Below are 20,771 nucleotides of genomic sequence, written 5' to 3'. Positions count from 1 at the left end.
CATGAAGCGCTACGCGTTTCAGCCCAAAAGGAGCAAGTTCATGGCAGAAAACGTCGCTCGTCGAGGGTTCCTCCTCGGCGGAGCCGTCATAGGCGCCGGCGCGCTGGTCGCCGGATGCACCAGCAACGAGCCGGCCGCCGCACCGGTCGCGGCCTCGGCACCGGCCGCGGCGCCGGCGCCGACGGGTGGCAACGAGGCGCCCGGCACCAAGGTCGTCATCGGGTTCTCCGCACCGGCGGCCGACCACGGCTGGATCGCCGCGATCGCCAAGAACGCCGAGACCGAGGCCAAGAAGTACTCCGATGTGGAGTTCAAGCCGGTCGAGCCGACCAACGACATCAACGCGCAGATCTCCGCGGTGGAGTCGCTGATCGCGGCCAAGGTCGCCGCCCTGGTGATCTTGCCCAACGACGGTCAGCAGCTCAACCAGATCGCCCGCCAGGCCAGTGACGCCGGCATCCCGGTGATCAACCTGGACCGGGTGTTTCCGGACAAGCTGTCCTACCGCACCTGGATCGGCGGCGACAACTACGGCATGGGCGTGGCGGCCGGCACCTACATCGGCAACAAGCTCAAGGAAAAGGGCGTGGCCAACCCGGTCATCCTGGAGATCCAGGGCATTGCCACCCTGCCGCTGACCCAGGACCGCAGCAAGGGCTTCGAGGACGCGCTGAAGACCTTCGGCTTCACCGTGACCGCCAAGCAGGACGCGCAGTTCACCGTGGAGTCGGGCACCAAGGTGGCCAGCAACCTGATGCAGGCGCACAAGAAGATCGACGCGATCTGGAACCACGACGACGACCAGGGCATCGGCGTGCTGGCCGCGATCAAGGAGGCCAACCGCAGCGAGTTCTTCATGGTCGGCGGCGCCGGTTCGGCCAACGCGATGCGTGACATCCAGGCCGGTAACAGCGTGCTGGAGGCCACCGTCACCTACAGCCCGACCATGGCCTCCTCGGCGATCAAGCTCGCCCGCCTGATCGCGCAGGGTAAGGGCATGAGCGATCTGGTGGAGAACCAGGTGCCTCAGTCGATCACGCTGGCCTCGGAGACCATCACCAAGGACAACGTCGACAAGTACCTGCCGCTCGGATTCGAGTCGTGACAGCGGTCCTTCAGGTGGGTATGGCGAAGGGCAAGGCGATCATGTCACCCGCCTTCTCCGTCGACTAGTCCCTGCCGCCGACCCCGGGCGGCGGCCGGTCAGGTGTGCCGCCGCCCGTCATTTCCCAAGACCCGACATCCCAGGAAACGTCTGTTTGAGCAGGAGGCCCGATGCGTACGGGAGTGTGGCTGATAGGAGCGCGGGGGTCGGTCGCCGCCACCAGCGTGATCGGAGCGCTCGCACTGCGGGCGGGTCTCACCGATCCGACCGGTTGCGTCACCGAGTTACCCGAACTACACAGCCCCGAGATACCCGGCCTCGGAGACCTCGTCTTCGGCGGGCACGATATCTCCTCGAACCCGCTGGCGAAGAAGGCCGACGCGCTGGCCGCCGCGGGCGTCGTCCCGGGCTGGTTGGTCAGGGCCCTCTCCGATGAGCTGTCCGCGGTCGAGAAAGAACTACGGCCGGTGCCCGAAGCCGGAAACCAGGCCGCCACGGCCGACCTCATCGGTGCCGACCTGATCGACTTCCAGCGGCGGAACGACCTGGACAGGGTCGTCGTGATCAACGTCTCGACCACCGAGGCCGTGCCCGAACCGCACCCGGCCCACACCGACCTGGGGGCGCTGGAGGCCGAGCTGGCAACCTCGCAGACCCTGCTGCCCCCGAGCTCGCTCTTCGCGTACGCGGCTTTCCGCGCGGGCTGCCCCTACGTGGACTTCACCCCCTCGACGGGCGCGCGACTGCCCGCCCTGGACCAGCTCGCCAGGCGGCAGCGCCTGCCGTACAGCGGGCACGACGGCAAGACCGGCGAGACGCTCGTCAAGTCGGTGCTCGCGCCGATGTTCGCCCTGCGTAACCTGCGCGTGCGAACGTGGTCCGGGATCAACCTCCTGGGCGGCGGCGACGGCGCCAACCTCGCCGAGCCGGCTGCCAACGCGGCGAAGACCGCCAGCAAGCAGCGGGTGCTGGCCGAGACACTCGGCTACGTCCCCCAGGGCACCACGCGCATCGACTATCTCGAGGACATCGGCGACTTCAAGACCGCCTGGGATCTGGTGACCTTCGAGGGCTTCCTCGGGGTGCCGATGCGCATGGAGTTCACCTGGCACGGCTGCGACTCCGCCCTCGCCGCGCCCCTGGTTCTGGATCTGGCGCGGCTCACCGCGGCGGCGCACCGGGCCGGGCGCTCCGGCCCGCTCTCCGAACTCGCCTTCTTCTTCAAGGATCCGTTCGGGTCCGAGCCACACGCTCTGGCCGAGCAGTGGCGGGTGCTACGCGGCTTCGTCGCCGGGCTCGGCGCGGGAGACCAGGTCTGATGGCCTCGTTGCGCGACTTCATGGATCTGGTCCGCGCGCCCGCGGCGCTCTCCGTACCGGGCGACGTCGTGGCGGGCGGAGCCGCCGCCGGGGCGCTCGGCCGCCGGACCCCGGCCCTGGCGTGCGCCTCGGTCTGCCTCTACTGGGCGGGAATGGCGGCCAACGACTGGGCCGACCGCCGCCTGGACAAGGTGGAACGCCCGGAGCGGCCGATCCCGTCGGGGCGGATCTCGGCGAACCTGGCGCTGGCCACGGCCCTGGGCCTCACCGGCGCGGGTCTCGCGGCCGCCGGGCTCGCCGCCGGTCGCCGGGGCCTCGCCGTCGCCGCGCCGCTCGCGGCGGCCGTGTGGGCATACGACCTGCGCGCGAAGAACACGCCCGCGGGTCCGGCGGTGATGGCCGCCTGCCGCGCCCTGGACGTGCTGCTCGGTGCGAGCCCGGGCCTCGGCGGAGGCCGTACGGGCTCCCGGGGCGGGACGGGCGCGCCGCCGGGAACGGCAGGGGCGGGCTCGCCGTCCCGGACGTTCGCCGACGCGCTGCCCTCGGCCCTCGCGGTCGCCGCCCACACCTACATGATCACCGAGCTGTCGCGCAGGGAGGTCTCGGGCGCGGACCGCCGCGTACCCGCCACGACCATGGCGGGTACGGCGGCGCTGGCCGCGGGGGTCACCGTGGCGGGGAGCAGACGTGGCGCGGGGCCGGGGGCGGCCGTTCAGGCGACGCTTGCCTCCTGGTATCTCGCACGGTTCGGCGCGGCCCAGGCCCGTGCCGTCGACGAGCCTTCCGCGCCCCGGATCCGCGAGGCCGTGGGAACCGGAATCACCGTGCTGCCCGCGCTGCAGGGCGCGCTCACGGTTCACGCCGGCGCCGTCCCCGCGGGACTGGCCGTGGCGCTGGCCGCCCCGCTCGGCCGCCGGCTCGCCAGGAAAATCTCCCCGACATGAGCACCGGCATGAGTTCTGGTACGAGCACCGGCACGAATGCCATCACGGAGACCGGAATGAACACCACCATGAGTTCTGGCATGCGCCCCGGCATGACTGCCATCCCTGACACCGGAACGGACATCGGCGTGAACCCCGGCACGGTGCTGGTATGAGCACCGCGGTGGACGGCCTCAGGTTCGGCTACGGGACCAACGGGTTCGCCAACCACCGGCTGACCGACGCCTGCGAGATCATCGCGGGCCTCGGCTACACCGGTGTGGCCCTGACCCTCGACCACGACCACCTGGACCCCTACGCCCCGGGACTGGCAGGGCGGGTGGCGGAGCTGGCCGACCGGCTGCGCGACCTCGGGCTCGGGGTGGTCATCGAGACCGGCGCGCGCTACCTGCTGGACCCCTGGCACAAGCACGCCCCCACGCTGTTGCACGACGAGCGGGAGACCCGGCTGGACTTCCTGCGCCGGGCGATCGCGATAGGCGAGGACCTGGGCGCCGAGGCGGTGTCCTTCTGGGCGGGCGTGCGTCCGGACGAGGTGAGCGAGGACGTCGCCTGGGAGCGCCTGGTGGACGGCTGCGCCCAGCTGGTCGCACCCGCCGAGGCCGCGGGGGTACCGCTCGGGTTCGAGCCCGAGCCGGGAATGCTCGTCGAGTCGATCGCCGGATGGCGGCGGCTGCGGGAGGCGCTCGGCGCACCGGCCGCCTTCGGCCTGACACTCGACATCGGCCACTGCCGCTGCCTTGAGCCGGATCCGGTGCCCTCCTGCGTGACGGCCGTGGCGGACCACGTGGTCAACGTGCAGATCGACGACATGCGCCGGGGCGTGCACGAGCACCTGGAGTTCGGGGAAGGGGAGATCGACTTCCCGCCGGTGCTCCGCGCGCTCGGTGACGCCGGATATCGCGGGCTGGTCGCGGTCGAACTGCCCCGCCACTCCCACGCCGCCCCCTCCGTGGCCGCCCGCTCGATCGACTTCCTGCGCGCTGCCGAACGGGAAGCCGCCGCGGTGAGGGAATCCGTGACCGGGGCCGGGACCGCGGGCGAGAGAGAAGCCGCGGCCGAACAGGAAACCGGCGAGAAGGAAACCGCGGACGAGAGAGAAGCCACCGAGAGGGAAACCGTGACCGAGATCGGAACCGTGGAGGAGAGGGAAGCCGCGGCCGAGAGGGAAACCGTAGACGTGAGGGAAACCGTGGAAGGGAGGCGACCGTGACGGAATCGGAGCGACTGCGGGCCGCGCTGGCGGCCGAACCCGGGCATGACGTACGGGCCCGGGAATGGCTGGCCGACGCGCTCGCGCGGATCGCGGAACGGCCGGAGACCGTCGGGAGGTCCTTCGCCGCCGCCGGGCGCACCGTCGGACGGGCGCCGCTGGCGGACGCGCCCGACTGGACGGCGGACGAGGCCGCCAGGGCGCTGCTGCTGGCCGCGCTGCCGGCGGACCGGATCGGGGACGAGGTCGCCGCCCTCTACCGGTACGGCGACGCGAACGAGAAACGCGCGGTGCTCAAGGCGCTGCCGGCGCTGCCGGTGGGCGCGGCGGCCGTACCCCTGCTGCACGACGCGATCCGCAGCAACGACGCCCGCCTGGTGACCGCCGCGCTCGGGCCGTACGCCGGGCACCTCGACCAGGCGATGTGGCGGCAGGCGGTGCTCAAGTGCGTGTTCATGGACGTGTCGCTGGCGACGGTGGACGGGCTGGCCGAGCGGGCCGACGCCGAGCTGGCCACGATGCTGGCCGCGCTGGCCGAAGAGCGCACCGCGGCCGGACGCTCGATCCCCGACGACGCCGTCGCCCTGCTCAGCACGCTCACCGGTGAGAAGAAGGACGCATGATGCGCATATTCGACCCCCACATCCACATGACCTCGCGCACCACCGATGACTACGCGAGGATGGCGGCGGCCGGAGTGCGCGCCATCGTCGAACCGGCCTTCTGGCTGGGCCAGCCCCGCACCAACCCCGGTTCCTTCGCCGACTACTTCGACTCGCTGATCGGCTGGGAGCCGTACCGGGCCGCGAAGTTCGGCATCCGCCACCACGCCACGATCGCGCTGAACCCCAAGGAGGCGGGCGACCCGCGCTGCCTGCCGGTGCTCGACCTGCTGCCGCGCTACCTCGACAAGGACGGCGTCGTCGCGGTCGGCGAGATCGGCTACGACTCGATGATCCCCGAGGAGGACGAGGCGTTCGCCGCGCAGCTCGCGATGGCCGTCGAGCACGGCCTGCCCGCCCTGGTGCACACCCCGCACCGGGACAAGGCCCGCGGCACGCAGCGCAGCCTCGACGTCGTCAAGGAGTCGGGCATCGCACCCGGCCACGTCGCCATCGACCACCTCAACGAGGTCACCGTGGACCTCGTGCGCGACTCCGGCTGCTGGATGGGCTTCTCCATCTACCCCGACACCAAGATGTCGCCGCCCCGCATGGTGGAGATCCTGAAGACCCACGGGCTGGAGCGGATCCTGGTCAACTCGGCCGCCGACTGGGGCGTCTCGGACCCGCTGCTGACCAAGGAGACCGCCGAGGCGATGCTCGCCGCCGGCTACACCGAGGACGACGTCGACCGGGTGCTGTGGCGCAACCCGGTGGAGTTCTACAGCCAGTCGGGACGGCTCGACCTGTCCGACCTCGACGACGCAGGCGCCCGCGGCGCCGAGCCCACCTTCGAGGGCAGCTCGATCCTGCGCGGAGGCGGCTGATGCGCCTGCTCCATCCGGCGGGACGCCTCCTGCACCTGAGCTACTGCACCAACGTGCACCCGGCCGAGAACCTCGAGGGCATCGTCGGGCAGCTCGACGAGTACGCCCTGCCGATCCGCGAGCGCCTCGGCAGCGACGTGCTCGGGCTCGGGCTCTGGCTGGCCGCGCCGGTCGCGGCGGCGCTCGCCATCGACGCCGAGGCCCGCAAGGGCTTCCGCCGCGAGCTGGACGTGCGCGGCCTGGAGGTGGTGACGCTCAACGGCTTCCCCTACCGTTCCTTCCAGAACCCCGTGGTCAAGCAGGCGGTCTACCACCCCGACTGGACCACCCCCGAGCGCCTGCGCTACACCCTCGACCTGGCGCGGGTCCTGGCCGACCTGCTCCCGGACGACGCGGCCCGGGGGTCGGTCTCCACGCTGCCGCTGGCGTGGCGGCATCCCTGGGACGACGCCCGCGCCGCCACCTCCATGCGGATGCTGGACCTGCTCGCCGCCGGGCTCGCCGACATCGAGACCCGGACCGGGAGGGTCATCCAGGTGGCGTTCGAGCCGGAGCCGGGATGCGTGATCGAGACCACCGCCCAGGCCGTCGCGATGCTCTCCGGCGTGGACACCGACCGGCTCGGCGTCTGCCTGGACCTCGCGCACCTCGCGTGCGCGTGGGAGCAGCCGGCCGACGCGCTGCGCGCGCTGAGGGAGGCGGGCATACCCGTCATGAAGGTCCAGCTGTCGGCCGCGATCGAGGCCGACGAGCCCGAGGCGCTGCGCGAGTACGTCGAGCCGCGTTTCCTCCACCAGACGCGCAACCCCGCCGGGGGCTCCGTCGACGACCTCGACGAGGCGTTCGAGACCGGGTTGCCCGGCCCCTGGCGGGTGCACTACCACGTGCCGCTGCACTCCCGCCCGTCCGCGCCGCTGGCCACCACCACGCCACTGCTGCGTGCGGCGATCGGCGAGCTGGTCGGCGGCCCCGACGCCGTGTGCGACCACTTCGACGTCGAGACCTACACCTGGGGCGTGCTGCCGCCCGAGCAACGCCCCCAGAACGCCGGTCAGCTCGCCGACGGCATCGCCGCCGAAATGGCCTTCGCACACGCTGAACTGCTCAAAGGGATGGAAGCATGACATCACTCCTGGTCCTCGACGTGGTGGGGTTGACCCCACGAATCCTGGAGCACATGCCCCGGCTGCGTGCCGTCGCCGACGGCGGCTTCCAGGCGTCGCTCGGTACGGTGCTGCCCGCGGTGACCTGCTCGGTCCAGTCGACCTTCCTCACCGGCGAGCTCCCCACGGAGCACGGCATCGTGGGCAACGGCTGGTACTTCCGCGACCTGGGCGAGGTGATGCTGTGGCGTCAGCACAACGCGCTGGTCGGCGGGGACAAGCTCTGGGACGCCGCCCGGCGGGCCCGTCCCGGCTACACGGTGGCCAACGTGTGCTGGTGGTACGCCATGGGCGCCGACGTCGACTGGACCGTCACCCCCCGGCCGATCTACCACGCCGACGGCCGCAAGGACCCCGACTGCTACACCGCCCCTCCGGAGCTGCACGACGCGCTCACCACCCGGCTGGGTGAGTTCCCGCTCTTCAACTACTGGGGGGCGCTGGCGGGGATCGCCTCGTCGGAGTGGATCTGCCGGGCCACCGAGCAGATCATGGCGGAGCACGATCCCGACCTGACCCTCGCCTACGTGCCGCACCTGGACTACGACCTGCAGCGATACGGGCCCTCCGCACCCCAGGCGGCCGCGGCCGCCGTGGAGCTGGACCGGGTGCTGACGCCGCTGCTGGACGCGGCCGCGGCGCGCGGGACCACGGTCGTGGCACTGTCGGAGTACGGGATCACGGATGTCTCGCGCCCGGTCGACGTCAACCGGCTCCTGCGGTCCGAGGGTCTGCTGGAGGTCTACACCCAGGCGGGCATGGAGTATCTGGACCCGTGGACGTCGCGGGCGTTCGCCGTCGCCGACCATCAGGTGGCGCACGTCTACGTGCGCGACCCGGCCGACGTGCCGGCCGTCGCCAAGCTCTGCGCCACCCTGCCGGGGGTGGCCGAGGTGCTCGACGACGAGGGCAAGGCCCGGTCCGGGCTGGACCACCCGCGCTCGGGGGAGCTGGTCCTGGTCGCCGACCCCGATGCCTGGTTCACCTACTACTACTGGCTCGACGACGCCCGCGCGCCCGACTTCGCCCGCCTGGTCGACATCCACCGCAAGCCCGGATACGACCCGGCGGAGCTCTTCTTCGACCCCGCGGGGCCGGGCGCGGCCAAGCGCAGGGCCGGGGTGGCGCTGCTGCGCAAGAAGCTCGGCATGCGCTACATGATGACCGTGGTCGGGCTCGACGCCGGGGCGCGGGCCATACGGGGCTCGCACGGGCGGCTGCCGGAGGATCCGCGCGACGCCCCGGTGCTGCTCTGCTCCGATCCCGCTCCGGCCAGGGAACACGTCGAGGCCGTCGAGGTCAAGGAGCTGCTGCTCGGGCTGGCCACGCCGAACGCGTAGGTTCCGTGCGGACCTCTCCCGATGAGCCCCCCGGCCCGGCGGCGGTGCGTTCGAACAAACGCATCCGGGCGACGGGTGAAGCAGCCCATCGGCTCCTGCCGGAACGTCGCCGAACCGGCAGGCCCTTGGCGGGACGGGTTCGATGAGAGCGCACTCGAAACGACGGCCACCACACATCTCCGGGCACTTGGTCGTACTCGGAGCATCGCGTGGTGGCCGTTCCACATCGGAAACCACCCGCCACCGGGTTAAAAGCGAAGTTCGGACGGAGCGGTCGGCGCCGCCCTCCTCGTCTCCGTGCTGCGCGCGTGGGGCTGTGGGCTCGGTTCCCATGGAGTTCTCAGCCGGAGTTTGTAGCACTTTCAACTGAAATTTATGAGTATGGGGAAATGGAGCGCGCGCCGCAGGAGGCCGATGCGGCCGGGGCTCAGGGAGCCGTGGCCGGGAGAGGCCGGTGGTTTGCCGTCGGGGGCGGCGCACTTGTCGTCGTGGCGCTGCTCGCGTACTGGCTGGGAAGCGGCGGCGGGAACGGCGAAGAGGCCGCGCCCAGGCCGAGCGCGACGCCGACGCCCAGCGCGACGCTCACGGTGCCCGACGTCTTCAAGAGGGTCGGGCCGTCGGTGGTGGTCATCCAGGCCGGGAAGTCGCTCGGAACCGGGGTGATCGCGGCCGAGGACGGGACGATTCTGACGGCCTACCACGTCGTCAAAGGTGCTTCGAAGAAAGGCGCCGAGGACGTCACCGTGACGTTCGCCGACGGCACCAAGACGAAGGCCGCCGTCGCGTCGTCGGATCCCAAGCGCGACGTCGCGACCCTCAGGCCCGCGAAGCTGCCGGAGATCGTCATCCCGGCGACGCTCGGCGGCGCCGCGACCGTGGGCGCGCCTGTCGTGGCGATCGGCAATCCGCTGGGCCTGACCTACAGCGTCTCCACCGGCGTCGTGTCGGGCCTGAACCGGACCGCCGACCGGACCGCCAGAGACGGTGACATGAACGGGCTCATCCAGTTCGACGCCTCCGCGAACCCGGGCAGCTCCGGCGGTCCCCTCCTGGACGCTCGCGGCCTGGTCATCGGGATCGTCGTCTCGATCGCCGACCCGGGAGGCGACGAGGCGTTCGCCGGCATCGCGTTCGCGGTGCCGATCGGCGTGGCCCTGGGCGGTGGCGAAGGCGACGGACCACCGGGCGGCGGGCCCCTGATCTGACCGAAGCGTCCCGAGAAGGAAGACCATATGACCTCGACCAGGTTCTCCGAGTCAGCCCATCCGCTCGAACATGTGCTGTTCGAGGTCAAACGTACGATCGTCGGGCAGGACGTCCTGCTGGAGCGCATGGCCGTCGCGTTGATCGCCGACGGCCACCTGCTCGTCGAGGGCGTGCCGGGCCTGGCCAAGACGCTCGCGGTGAGGTCGCTGGCCGCCGCGATCGCCGGGAGCTTCCAGCGCGTCCAGTTCACCCCCGACCTGGTACCGGCCGACCTCGTGGGCACGCGGGTCTACCACCAGCACTCCGGGGAGTTCAGAACCGAGCTCGGCCCGGTGTTCGCGAACCTGCTGCTGGCCGACGAGATCAACCGCGCCCCCGCCAAGGTGCAGAGCGCCCTGCTGGAAGTGATGCAGGAGCATCAGGTGACGATCGGCCGTGAGACGTTCCGGGTGCCCGAGCCGTTCCTGGTCATGGCGACGGAGAACCCGATCGAGTCGGAGGGCACCTACCCGCTGCCCGAGGCGCAGGTCGACCGTTTCATGATGAAGGTGGTCGTCGACTATCCGACGCAGGCCGAAGAGCAGGCGATCGTCAGACGGGCACTGCGTCCGCCCGAGCCGCCGCAGCCGATGGTGACGGCCGAGGAACTGATCGCGATGCGGGCCCGCGCTCGGCAGGTGTACGTCGATCCGGCGATCGTCGACTACGCGGTGCGGCTGGTCTCCGTGACACGTTCCCCCGCGACGGCCGGGCTCGGCGAGCTGGAACGGTATGTCACCTACGGGGCGAGCCCGCGGGCGTCCATCGCCCTCGTCACGGGCGCCCGGGCGGTGGCGTTCCTGCGCGGCCGCGACTACGTCCTGCCGCACGACCTGTCCGAGCTCGCGCTCGACGTGCTGCGCCACCGCCTCGTGCTGTCGTATGAGGCCCTCGCGGACGACGTCGACGCCGACACGATCATCACCGGGGTGCTCGGGGCCGTCCGGGCGCCCGACGTCGTCCTGCAGAAACGCTGAGCCGCCATGGCCACCGCCCCCGAGAGGCTCCTGCTCCGCCTGGAGTGGAAGGTCGTCCGCAGGCTCGACGGCCGGCTCCAGGGCGCCCACCGCACCGCGCACCGCGGCTCCGGGATCGACTTCACCGGGTTACGCGCCTACAGCGACGGCGACGACGCCCGGCACATCGACTGGAACGTGACCGCACGGCTGGACGAGCCGTACCTGCGAGTGTTCACCGAGGACCGCGAGCTGACGGTGTGGCTCGTCCTCGACCGGTCGGCGTCGATGACGGCCGGCCGGCCGGGACGCGGCAAGCACGACGTGCTCGCCGAGCTCGCGCTCGTCCTCGCCCGGCTGTTCGGCCGGGGCGGCAACCGCGTCGGCGCACTGCTGTTCGACACCGGGAGGTCGCGCGTCGTGCCGCCCGGCACCTCCCGGCGGCACGCGCTGCGGATCGGCGCCGAGCTGGAGCGCACCTCCACGACGCGCGGCGGCACCACCACCGACCTGGCGGAGATGCTCGATGCGGCCGGACGGCTCGCGCGCCGCCGCGCACTCGTCGTCGTGCTGTCGGACTTCATCGGCGACGGCGACTGGGAGCGCTCGCTCCAGCGCCTGGCCCGGCGGCACGAGGTGGTCGCCCTGCGGATCGTGGACACGGCCGACGACGTGCTGCCCGAAGCCGGACTGATCGTGGTCGAGGACGCCGAGACCGGCGAGCAACTCGTCGTCGACTCCGCCGACCCGCTGTTGCGGGTCCGCTTCCGCGCCGCCGTCGACGCCCGCGACGCCCGGCTCAAGGCGGGCATGCGCCGGGCCGGGGTGCCCGTCCACCGCGTCGACACCGATCGTGATCTGGCCGAGGCGCTCGTCGAGGTCGTCGCCCGAACCCGGGACCGGTCGTCATGACCGAGCTTGCCGAGGCCGTCGACGGACGCATGAGACCGGCGAGGGAGGCCTCATGACCCTGTCCTCCTGGCTCCTGCTGGTCGTCGGACTGCTCGTCACGGCGGCGCTCGCCTGGGCGACCGTCGTCTCGGCGCGCCGCCGGACGGCCGCCCTCACCGCGGCCGGGGTCGCCGTGCCGGGCGGCCGCCGGGCATACCTCGGAATCGGCCTGACGATCGCCGGCGTCGGGGTACTCGCGATCGCCGCCGCCGGACCGGCGGCCACGGTGCCGGTCCCGCGGACCGCGGGCACCGTCATCCTCGCCATCGACGTCTCCAACAGCATGGGCGCCGACGACGTCGCGCCCACCCGGCTGGCGGCCGCGCAGCGGGCGGCCCGCGCGTTCGTGGCGGCGCAGCCCGACAGCGTCGACATCGGAGTCGTCGCGTTCGAGCGGGGCGCGCTCACCACCGCACGGCCCGACGCCGACCACTCCGTCGCGCTCGCGGCCATCGGCCGGCTGAAGATCGCCGGTGGCACCTCGCTGGGGGCGGCCATCACGGCCTCCCTGTCGGCGATCACCGGCAAGCGGGTGGCCGTCGGCCGCGACGGCACCGCGCCCGACATCGGCTACTGGCCGTCGGCGACGATCGTGATGTTCTCCGACGGCCAGAACCAGGGCGCGGACGTCGAACAGGCCGCGGCCGTGGCCCAGCGGGCGGGCGTCCACGTCCACACCGTCGGAGTCGGCACCACGGCCGGGTCGACGGTGAAGGTCGACGGCTACCATCTGCAGACCTCGCTCGAGGAGGACACCCTCACCTTGATCGCGCAGACCACCGGCGGCGGCTACCACCCCGCCTCCGACGCCGCGCGGCTCGACGGGATCGCCGACACGATCGATCTGCGGCTCACCGTCTCCGACGAGCCGCTGCCTCTCGCCGGCGGGCTGATCGGGCTCGCCCTCGCGCTGCTCACCGCGGGAGCGGCGCTCACCGTGCTCCGGTCTGGACGGGTGATCTGAATGTCGTTCTCATGGCCGTGGGCACTGCTGTCCATCCTGGTCATCCCGCTGATCTTCGCCATCCGCGAGTGGGCGCGGCGCCGTCGCCGGCGGGCCACCGTGCGCGTCACCTCGATCGCGCTCGTACGCAGCGCCCTGCCCGGCGGTACGCGCTGGACGCGGAAGATCCCCGTAGCGCTGTTCACAGCCGGACTCGCGCTGCTCGCGGTCGGGGCCGCGCGTCCGCAGGCGTCGGTCCCGGTGCCACAGACGTCGGTGACGATCCTGCTCGCGCTCGACACCTCCGGCTCCATGTGCTCCACGGATGTCGACCCCAACCGCATCACCGCCGCGAGGAAGGCCGCCGCGGAGTTCATCGAGTCGCAGCGGGGTGGGCCGCGCATCGGCCTGGTCACCTTCGCGGGCACCGCGGGTCTGCTCGTCCCACCCACCGACGACACCGACTCGCTGATCGAGGCGCTGGAGGGCCTCACCGTGTCCCGTGGCACCGCGATCGGGCAGGCCGTGCTCGCCTCGATCGACGCGATCGCGGAGGTCGACCCGTCGGTCGCCTCCACCGGGGCGAACCCCGGAGACGGCGGGTCAGGACACGCCGGTGCCGCGATCGTCGTGCTCACCGACGGCGCCAACACCCAGGGCGTCGACCCGCAGCTCGCCGCCCAGGAGGCGGCCCTGCGCCGGGTCCGCGTCTTCCCCATCGGCTTCGGCACCACGAACCCGGGCCCGATGGTGTGCGACAGCTCGCAGTTCGACGGCGGTTTCGGCGGCTGGGGCGGCGGCTTCGGCGGCGGTCGCGGGGGATTCGACAGGGGCCGCGGCCGAAGCACCATCGACGAGCCCGCACTCAAACGGATAGCCCAGACCACCGGCGGCTCCTACCACCGCGCTGAGAACGCCGACCAGCTCCAAGACGCCCTCGACGCCCTCCCCGGCAGCTTCACCGTCATCCACCAGCGGGTCGACACGGCCGCCGCCTTCGCCGGCGGCGGTGCCGTTCTCATCACCGCGGCCCTGTCCCTCTCCCTCTGGTGGAATCGCCCCCGGACCCCGACCCGCTGACGGCATCCGTAGCCGCGACGCCCCAGCGATCCCCGCCGGTTCGCGGCCGCCCACGTCCGCCGGTGGGGCCTGGACCACACGACCGGACACGGTCGCGGCCCGGTACGGGGGACCTCACGCCGGCCGCCCCGCGCGTCCACGGCACCGGCGCGCTTCCTAGACTTCCCCCGGCCGGTGCGTCGTTGTCATCGGAGTCGTGGCGGATGGGGCTGAGCATATTGAGATCCACTGGGCTGGGGGCCGAGAACGAGGCGACCTACCTGGCGCTGGTCCGGCAGGGGTCGGCGAACGTGGCGGAGCTGGCCGAGCGGGTCGGGCTGTCGGATGCGGACGTGCTGCGGGCCGTCGACGCGCTCCAGCGAGAGGGGTTCGTGCACCGTACGCCGCCGCCGCGCGAGCTGGTCGTGCCGGTACCGCCCGACCTCGCGGTGGAGCAGCTGGTCCAGCGGCAGGAGGAGGAGCTGGAGCGGGTGCGCGAGGCGGCGTACCGGCTGACCGCGGCGGCGTACAACCAGGCCAGCGACCGGCGGACCGAGGAGCTCATCGAGATCGTCTCCGGGCAGACGGCGGTCGGGCTGGCCTTCGACCGAGTGCAGCGGACGGCCCGGGACCAGATGCGGGAGCTGGTCGCGCCGCCGTACGCCGCGTCGGCCGAGGTGAACCGGACCCAGCTCGCCCGGCAGGCCGAGGGGGTCACCTACCGGGTCGTCTACGACAGCTCGGCGCTGAGCGACGAGGTGCTGTCGGCCAGCGCGGTCAGCCATGTCCGGGCCGGTGAGCAGGCGAGAATCGTGGACGACCTGCCGACGAAGCTGGCGGTCGCGGACCGGGAGCTGGCACTGCTGCCCCTCGACTGGGCCACGCCGGCGCGTGACGCCGCCCTGCTGGTCCACCCGTGCGGCCTGCTGGACGCGTTGGTCGCACTCTTCGAGACCGTGTGGGCCCGGGCCAGTCCGTTGGCGGTGACGGCCGAGGACACGCTCTCGGCAGAGGAGACGATGTCCGCGGAGGACCGGTACCTGCTGTCACTGCTGGTGGCCGGTCTCACCGACGACGCGGCGGGGGTCCGGCTGGGTATCAGCCGGCGGACGGTCGCCCGCCGGGTCCAGCTGTTGATGGAGCGGACCAACTCGCGGTCGCGACTCCAGCTCGGCTGGCACGCCCGCGACCGCGGCTGGCTCTGACCGCGTCCACCCCCGGGGGTCCACCGCGTGGGCACGGTGTCCGAGTTGGCCGTGTCAACTTTGTGCCACGGCGGATCGATGGCCGTCGGCGGCAGAGCACGCGTCTAATGCGGGGGACCTCTGTGCAAGGCCGTACCCCCCTTTGGAGTTCCCTTGTCCCAATTTCCATCCCGAGGACGCGGGCTGCTCGCGGTCGGCGCCGTCCTCACGTTGCTGACCACCGCCTGGCCGTCATCCTCGGCGGGCGCATCCTCGGCGGGCGCAGTCCCGGCCGGAGCAACCCAGGCCGCCGCGGCAGCCGGTGCCCAGCCGGGCGCCAGGACCCGGACCGTCACGTTGATCACCGGTGACAAGGTCACCGCGACGACGACCGCGGACGGCCGGACCACGGCGACCGTGCGGAAACCGACCGGTGGCCCGGCCGGCGCGCACATCATGTCCGTGGGCGAGGACACCTACGTCTACCCGGACGCGGCCATGCCGTACGTCGCCTCCGGAGTGCTCGACGAAGGCCTGTTCAACGTCAGCGACCTGCTCGCGGACGGCTACGACGACGCGCAGTCCGACCACCTGCCGCTGATCGTGTCGTACGCCGACGCCCGCAAGCAGGTCGTGCCGACCGGAGCACGCCGTACCCGCACGCTGAGCAGCATCCAGGGCGCCGCGATGGTGGCCGACCGCAAGGACCCCACCGCCTTCTGGACCTCGCTCACCGATGCGACGGCCGCCCGGGGCACCGGCACGGCCAAGACCCTGGCGGGCGGAATCGCCAAGGTCTGGCTCGACGGCAAGGCCCGAGTCGCGCTGGCCGACTCCACCGCGCAGATCGGCGCCCCGCAGGTCTGGCAGGGCGGCAACACCGGGCAGGACGTGGACGTCGCGGTGCTGGACACCGGCATCGACGCCGCCCACCCGGACCTGGCCGGCCAGATCGCCGCGAGCGCCAGCTTCATCCCCGGGCAGGACATCACCGACCGGAACGGTCACGGCACGCACGTCGCGTCCACCATCGCCGGGACCGGCGCGGCCTCCGGCGGCAAGGAGAAGGGCGTCGCTCCGGGAGCATCCCTGCACATCGGCAAGGTCCTCGCCGAGGACGGCAGCGGCCAGGACTCCTGGATCCTCGCCGGCATGGAGTGGGCCGCCAGGGACCAGCACGCCAAGGTGATCAACATGAGCCTCGGCGCGGGCCCGACCGACGGCAGCGACCCGCTGAGTCAGGCCGTGAACCGGCTGAGCGCCGAGACCGGCGCCCTGTTCGTCATCGCCGCGGGCAACTCCGGCCCGGCCCCGTTCAGCGTGGGCGCTCCCGGCGTGGCCGACGCGGCGCTGACCGTCGGAGCCGTGGACTCCACGGACCGGCTCGCGTCGTTCTCGAGCCGCGGGCCCCGCCTGGGCGACAACGGCCTCAAGCCCGAGCTGACCGCGCCGGGCGTCGGCATCCTCGCCGCCCGGTCCCAGTACGCGCCGGAGGGCGAGGGCTCGTACGTCGCCATGGACGGCACCTCGATGGCGACGCCACACGTCGCCGGTGCCGCGGCACTGCTGGCCAGGACACACCCCGACTGGACCGGTGCGCAGCTCAAGGACGCCCTGGTCAGCACGACCAAGCGGACCGCCCAGATCGCCCCGTACGCCGGGGGCGGCGGGCGGCTCGACATCGACTCCGCGGTCAAGAGCACGGTGTTCGCCACCGGATCGGCGTTCCTGTTCACCAAGTGGCCCTACCCGTCCAGCGGCCTGGTGAGCAAGGACATCGTCTACACCAACACCGGTGCGGAGCCGGTCACGCTGGACCTGGCCATCACCGCACAGGGGATTCCCGACGGCCTGCTCACCCTCACGTCGTCGCAGGTGACCGTGCCCGCGCACGGCACCGCCACGGTCGGCGTGCAGGGGCGTCTGGACCTGGCCGCCGACGACGGCGGGTACAGCGCCATGCTGACCGCCACCGGGCCCGGTGGCGAACTGCACACCCCGGTCGCCCTCAGCAAGCAGAGCGAGCGGGTCACGTTGTCGGTCGACACCAAGGACCGCGACGGCTCGACACTGCCCGGCCTGGTCATCCTCAAGGACGTCCGCCGCGACACGGCGCCGCAGGCGTACGAGATCGACGAGAGCGGCCGCCTGGACCTGACCCTCCGGCCGAGCACGTACTCCCTGTGGATGTACGCCGACGTACGCGGGCTCGACGGACCGCACTCGCTGGCCCGGGCCGTGCTCAGCGACCCCGAGGTCGTGCTCGGCAAGGACCGCACGCTGACCCTGGACGCCTCCACGCTGCGCAAGGTCGAGGCGATCGCGCCGCAGCCGACAGGCAACAACGGTCTGCGGATCGACCAGGAGCGCAGCTACCCCGACCTGTACCCGTTCTTCGACAGCTACCAGCTCGAGTGGTGGCTCTACGACAGCGTCTGGGCGACGCCGACCAGGAAGGTGACCCAGGGGGCGTACGCGGTCACCACCCGCTGGCGGCAGGAGCAGCCGGCCGTGACGCTCGCCTCGGGCAAGGACTCGTGGACGCCGAAGGTCCAGGTCCTCTCGCCGAAGCTGGCGGCGGGCACGCGGTCGGCTTCGCTCGTGTACGTCGGTGACGGGTCGAGCGAGGACTTCCGGCGCGCCTCGGTGCGCGGCAGGATCGCGGTGGTGCTCCGCAACGACCGGGTCCCGGCCACCGAGCAGGCCAAGTCCGCGACGGAGGCCGGCGCCCAGCAGTTGCTGATCGTCCACGACGGCTACGGCCCGTTGGACGCCTGGGCCGACAAGCCGCTGGAAGAGGCCCCGCAGCTGCCGGTGGCCTCGCTGAGCACCGATCAGGGACAGCGGCTCCTCGCCGAGCTCCGCCACGGTTCCAAGACGGTGAAGCTGACCTCGCACCCGTACCCGGAGTACCTGTACGACCTGGTCCAGCATCACGACGGAGCGATCCCGCGCGATCCCGGCTACCGGCCCGGCACCCGGGACCTGGCGAAGATCGAGCAGTCGTTCCGCAACATCTGGCAGGGTGAGGCGCTGGACATCCGCTACGACCTGTCGCCCGACCTCACCTGGGCGGTGGGTCCCGCGAGCAGCACTCTGCTCGCGCAGGGCGACCACACCGTCTGGGTGACCGCCGGGCCGAAGGTGAAGTGGCTGAGCCAGTCCGCGGTACCCGGCCAGCTGTCGGAGTTCGGCTCGTCGCGGTCCTACCCGGCCCGCAGCACCACCGAGGAGACCTGGTTCGCGGGGATCCAGCGGCCGCGGCTGCTGAGCGACAACGTGATGTCGACGCCACCGTCCCGGATCGGCGACCTCATCAACGTCTTCGGGATGCCGTCCTGGGGTTCGGGCCCGCACGAGGGCACGGTGTTCGACGGCATCACCGTGAACACCTCCCTGTACCAGGGCGACAAGCTGGTCGGCGAGGGTTCCGACATGCTGTTCGCCGAGGTGGCGCCCGACCGGCTTCCGTACCGGCTGGTCGTGGACGCCACCCGCAGCCTGCCCAAGTGGCCGTACTCGCCGCGCACCCGCACCGAGTGGGGCTTCGTCTCCGACCAGGCTCACTACGCCGAGATGGAGACCCTGCCGCTGATCCAGCTGGACTACGGAGTCTCCACCGACCTCGCCGGCCGGGCGGACCGGCGTGCCGAACTGTCGGTGACCCCGTCGCACCTGGGCGGCGCCGCGGGAGCGGGGAAGATCAACAGCGTCACGCTGGAGGTCTCGTACGACGACGGCGCCGGGTGGCGCACGCTGAAGACGAGCCGCTCGGGAACCGGCTGGCGGGTGCGCCTGGACGCTCCGTCCAAGGCCCGGTACGCCGGCCTGCGGACCACCGCCCGGGACGCGGCCGGCAACAGCGTCGTGCAGACCGTGGAGCGCGCCTTCGGCCTGAACTGACTCGGGAGACGGAATCAGGTGGGCTGCTTTCCCGCCCGGCCCTCAGCCGGTCGTGGACAGCAGCCCACCTGCCGGCCCGTTCCGAGCCCGCTCGGCGCGGGTCGCCGAGCGAGCCGCCCTAACCGCGCTGCCCCGCGGCGGCAGCGCGGCCTCGGCTCCGGGGGCGGTTACAGAGCGGTCACCTCAAGGCTGACCACGTACGAGTACGCCGTCTGCTGGGTCCCGGTGAGGGTCCTCGTGATGGTCCTGGTGGCGCCCGTGGCGAGCCCGGCGCACGTGCTGCGTCGATACCTCCGCGCCGTCGGTGGAGGAACCGTCCTTGGCATAACCGGCCTGAACGTATCCGGTGCCGGGGTCCTCGCCGCGCGACGAGGCCCGGCCCTCACCTCTCCCGGCTCCTGTAGGTGGCCCGCAGGTCGATCAGCTTCTCCCTGGCCACCTCGTCCAAGGCCCGGCGCTGATCCTGGTCCTCCTCCCAGGTGGCCTCCGCGCACAAGACCCTGGCCGCCTCGTGCGGCTCGGCGTCGCGCACCACATACCAGACGGTGTCGTCAGAGCCGCGCCTGTCGTGATCGCGGCGCAGGACCGTCACGATGCCGGAGACGAGGATCTGCCTGGTCCACGGGTTCCTGGCCAGAACCCGCCGATCCACTGTCAGCCCGTCGTCCATGAGCTCGCCGCCGAGCATGTCGTCCTCCCACCGCCACACGCGGCGGCTGACACCCGCTGGTACATACAGGGCGCCACGGCCTTCGACGGGCACAGAGAACGTCCGCGTGCCGTCGCGGCACAACTCCTTGGCGATGCGCTCGCCGTCGGCGTACTCGCGCAGCCGATCCTCGCTCAGGCCTTGCCCGGACGACGAGCCCCACCGCGACTGCTCGGCGCAGTAGCGGTCGATCAGCGGATCCTTGAACCGCCCCGCACGCGCCCGCGGCGGGGTGCAGGAGGCCGGGGTGAGGTCCACGCCGTCCTCGATGTCGACCCCGGCCGCGCGCAGCAACTCGTGAACGGTGACGCCCCTGTCCTCGGCGTTGCGGCGCAACCTGCGCAGCCAGCCGTCGAAGGTGTCCAGGTCCGGGTCCGCGCGCAGTGACGCCCAGTCCGCCGCCGCCGAGACCGGCACCGGCGCCTCCCGCCGCGCCGGAGGTTGCACGAGCTGCTCGGGCTCGAGGTCGATCGAGTAGTACAGCACTCCGCGCGCGATATAGGAGAACGGCGCCGCGTGCGTGATCGGGTCGAAGACATCCCGGATCGGCCAGAACCTCAGCAGCCACGTCTCCTCGCACTCACCCGTGGCATGCCCGTCGCCCGGCTCGGGTTCACGCAGGTACATGTGCACGCCGTACTCGAAACGCGGCGGCCCGATCAGGAAGTCATGCCCCCTGCCCTCCATCATCGCGACGATCGCGACCACACCGCTCTCCGCGACGAACGTCGCCGAACTGACCGGCGTCCACGAGGCGTCCGCGGGCCCCGGCTCGGCGTCCCAGGACTCCAGCCGCACTGCCGCGACGAAATGGTAGATCTCGTCGGTGGGGGAGCTCAACTCCGGCAGGTCGGTGCCGTCCAGCCCGAACGTGTTGTACTCGACGTAGACCTCGTCGTCGAGCCTCCGCAGCAACTGTGCCATGTCAACGCCTTCGCCTTGTTGGTGATCATCCTGGCTTGGCGGAGTATGGCCCACCGCACTGACAATCCGAGGCGCGCCGCACACATTCTGATCTTGAACGCTTCGGGCCGCGGAAAATGATCGGCCATGAATCGCGCGATACGAGGTCGCCTGCCCGGTCACGGTTCTTTGCCCTGCCTGTCAGCGGGGCAGGAGGCGTGAGCGCGATTTTTACCGCGGTCGGTGACATGAACCTGAGGGAGGGCGTGCGGGTCCGGCGAGGAGACGTCGTCCGGTTCCGGGGAGCACAGAGTTTAAATCCGACGGCTGGGCGGTCCCGGTCCG

General features: G+C 71.8%; 17 protein-coding genes. 16 read left to right on the top strand and 1 reads right to left on the bottom strand.

The genetic code is table 11. The features are described from left to right. The first annotated feature begins 40 nt into the window (after positions 1-40). From DKM19_RS27655 to DKM19_RS27585, 16 genes are all read left to right on the top strand, one after another. Positions 41-1,105, top strand: coding sequence for an ABC transporter substrate-binding protein (locus DKM19_RS27655; protein WP_110706022.1), 1,065 nt, complete (start codon positions 41-43; stop codon positions 1,103-1,105). Positions 1,106-1,275: 170 nt separating this feature from the next. Further along, entirely contained in the window at positions 1,276-2,424 is a 1,149-nt protein-coding gene (locus DKM19_RS27650) for an inositol-3-phosphate synthase (protein WP_110699518.1), read from the top strand. Then, positions 2,424-3,368 carry an SCO3242 family prenyltransferase gene (locus DKM19_RS27645; protein WP_110699516.1) on the top strand — a complete coding sequence of 315 codons (945 nt, stop codon included), beginning with the start codon at positions 2,424-2,426 and terminating at the stop codon, positions 3,366-3,368. The genes DKM19_RS27650 and DKM19_RS27645 overlap by 1 nt, the downstream gene beginning before the upstream one ends. Then, complete coding sequence (locus DKM19_RS49840) at positions 3,365-3,523, top strand: hypothetical protein (RefSeq protein ID WP_162641819.1); 159 nt, start codon at positions 3,365-3,367, stop codon at positions 3,521-3,523. The genes DKM19_RS27645 and DKM19_RS49840 overlap by 4 nt, the downstream gene beginning before the upstream one ends. Next, a complete protein-coding gene (locus tag DKM19_RS27640) occupies positions 3,520-4,581 on the top strand; it encodes a sugar phosphate isomerase/epimerase (protein ID WP_110699514.1) in 1,062 nt (353 codons plus the stop codon). Before DKM19_RS49840 ends, DKM19_RS27640 begins: the two co-directional genes overlap by 4 nt. Next, positions 4,578-5,204 (top strand): EboA domain-containing protein, encoded by a 627-nt coding sequence (locus DKM19_RS27635; RefSeq protein ID WP_239513618.1) that lies wholly within the window; start codon positions 4,578-4,580, stop codon positions 5,202-5,204. The genes DKM19_RS27640 and DKM19_RS27635 overlap by 4 nt, the downstream gene beginning before the upstream one ends. Next, entirely contained in the window at positions 5,204-6,070 is an 867-nt protein-coding gene (locus tag DKM19_RS27630; RefSeq protein ID WP_110706020.1) for a TatD family hydrolase, read from the top strand. Before DKM19_RS27635 ends, DKM19_RS27630 begins: the two co-directional genes overlap by 1 nt. After that, positions 6,070-7,194 carry a metabolite traffic protein EboE gene (gene eboE / locus DKM19_RS27625; protein WP_110699512.1) on the top strand — a complete coding sequence of 375 codons (1,125 nt, stop codon included), beginning with the start codon at positions 6,070-6,072 and terminating at the stop codon, positions 7,192-7,194. The genes DKM19_RS27630 and eboE overlap by 1 nt, the downstream gene beginning before the upstream one ends. Beyond that, positions 7,191-8,573: an alkaline phosphatase family protein gene (locus DKM19_RS27620; protein ID WP_110699510.1), complete on the top strand. Its 1,383-nt coding sequence runs from the start codon at positions 7,191-7,193 to the stop codon at positions 8,571-8,573. The genes eboE and DKM19_RS27620 overlap by 4 nt, the downstream gene beginning before the upstream one ends. 389 nt (positions 8,574-8,962) lie before the next feature. Continuing rightward, the gene (locus tag DKM19_RS27615; RefSeq protein ID WP_110699508.1) at positions 8,963-9,778 is read left to right on the top strand and encodes a S1C family serine protease; all 816 of its coding nucleotides are present in this window, start codon (positions 8,963-8,965) and stop codon (positions 9,776-9,778) included. A 27-nt stretch (positions 9,779-9,805) separates the two neighbouring features. Then, entirely contained in the window at positions 9,806-10,795 is a 990-nt protein-coding gene (locus DKM19_RS27610; RefSeq protein WP_110699506.1) for a MoxR family ATPase, read from the top strand. Positions 10,796-10,801: 6 nt separating this feature from the next. After that, positions 10,802-11,686 carry a DUF58 domain-containing protein gene (locus tag DKM19_RS27605; RefSeq protein ID WP_110699504.1) on the top strand — a complete coding sequence of 295 codons (885 nt, stop codon included), beginning with the start codon at positions 10,802-10,804 and terminating at the stop codon, positions 11,684-11,686. Positions 11,687-11,738: 52 nt separating this feature from the next. Next, positions 11,739-12,689 carry a VWA domain-containing protein gene (locus DKM19_RS27600; protein WP_110699502.1) on the top strand — a complete coding sequence of 317 codons (951 nt, stop codon included), beginning with the start codon at positions 11,739-11,741 and terminating at the stop codon, positions 12,687-12,689. Beyond that, positions 12,690-13,748 carry a VWA domain-containing protein gene (locus DKM19_RS27595; protein ID WP_110699500.1) on the top strand — a complete coding sequence of 353 codons (1,059 nt, stop codon included), beginning with the start codon at positions 12,690-12,692 and terminating at the stop codon, positions 13,746-13,748. It abuts the gene before it with no gap. 218 nt (positions 13,749-13,966) lie between these two features. After that, the gene (locus DKM19_RS27590) at positions 13,967-14,932 is read left to right on the top strand and encodes a helix-turn-helix domain-containing protein (protein ID WP_204358266.1); all 966 of its coding nucleotides are present in this window, start codon (positions 13,967-13,969) and stop codon (positions 14,930-14,932) included. 153 nt (positions 14,933-15,085) lie between these two features. Continuing rightward, on the top strand, positions 15,086-18,814 hold the full coding sequence (locus tag DKM19_RS27585; protein WP_204358265.1) for a S8 family serine peptidase: 3,729 nt from the start codon (positions 15,086-15,088) through the stop codon (positions 18,812-18,814). 382 nt (positions 18,815-19,196) lie between these two features. Here DKM19_RS27585 and DKM19_RS27580 read toward each other — a convergent pair whose 3' ends face one another. Continuing rightward, complete coding sequence (locus tag DKM19_RS27580) at positions 19,197-20,447, bottom strand: hypothetical protein (RefSeq protein WP_110699498.1); 1,251 nt, start codon at positions 20,445-20,447, stop codon at positions 19,197-19,199. Positions 20,448-20,771: the final 324 nt, after the last annotated feature.

Origin of the sequence: Streptosporangium sp. 'caverna', from assembly GCF_003203775.1 — a bacterium.
In the GTDB taxonomy this organism is placed as follows: Bacteria; Actinomycetota; Actinomycetes; order Streptosporangiales; family Streptosporangiaceae; genus Streptosporangium; species Streptosporangium subroseum.
The sequence above is the reverse complement of the archived record's forward strand: the minus strand, read 5'-3'. Positions and strand labels throughout refer to the sequence as shown.

Coding starts and splice junctions, on each gene's coding strand:
- DKM19_RS27655 (WP_110706022.1), top strand. CDS start 41: ATGGCAGAAAACGTCGCTCGTCGAGGGTTCCTCCTCGGCGGAGCCGTC.
- DKM19_RS27650 (WP_110699518.1), top strand. CDS start 1,276: ATGCGTACGGGAGTGTGGCTGATAGGAGCGCGGGGGTCGGTCGCCGCC.
- DKM19_RS27645 (WP_110699516.1), top strand. CDS start 2,424: ATGGCCTCGTTGCGCGACTTCATGGATCTGGTCCGCGCGCCCGCGGCG.
- DKM19_RS49840 (WP_162641819.1), top strand. CDS start 3,365: ATGAGCACCGGCATGAGTTCTGGTACGAGCACCGGCACGAATGCCATC.
- DKM19_RS27640 (WP_110699514.1), top strand. CDS start 3,520: ATGAGCACCGCGGTGGACGGCCTCAGGTTCGGCTACGGGACCAACGGG.
- DKM19_RS27630 (WP_110706020.1), top strand. CDS start 5,204: ATGCGCATATTCGACCCCCACATCCACATGACCTCGCGCACCACCGAT.
- eboE (WP_110699512.1), top strand. CDS start 6,070: ATGCGCCTGCTCCATCCGGCGGGACGCCTCCTGCACCTGAGCTACTGC.
- DKM19_RS27620 (WP_110699510.1), top strand. CDS start 7,191: ATGACATCACTCCTGGTCCTCGACGTGGTGGGGTTGACCCCACGAATC.
- DKM19_RS27615 (WP_110699508.1), top strand. CDS start 8,963: ATGGAGCGCGCGCCGCAGGAGGCCGATGCGGCCGGGGCTCAGGGAGCC.
- DKM19_RS27610 (WP_110699506.1), top strand. CDS start 9,806: ATGACCTCGACCAGGTTCTCCGAGTCAGCCCATCCGCTCGAACATGTG.
- DKM19_RS27605 (WP_110699504.1), top strand. CDS start 10,802: ATGGCCACCGCCCCCGAGAGGCTCCTGCTCCGCCTGGAGTGGAAGGTC.
- DKM19_RS27600 (WP_110699502.1), top strand. CDS start 11,739: ATGACCCTGTCCTCCTGGCTCCTGCTGGTCGTCGGACTGCTCGTCACG.
- DKM19_RS27595 (WP_110699500.1), top strand. CDS start 12,690: ATGTCGTTCTCATGGCCGTGGGCACTGCTGTCCATCCTGGTCATCCCG.
- DKM19_RS27580 (WP_110699498.1), bottom strand. CDS start 20,447: ATGGCACAGTTGCTGCGGAGGCTCGACGACGAGGTCTACGTCGAGTAC.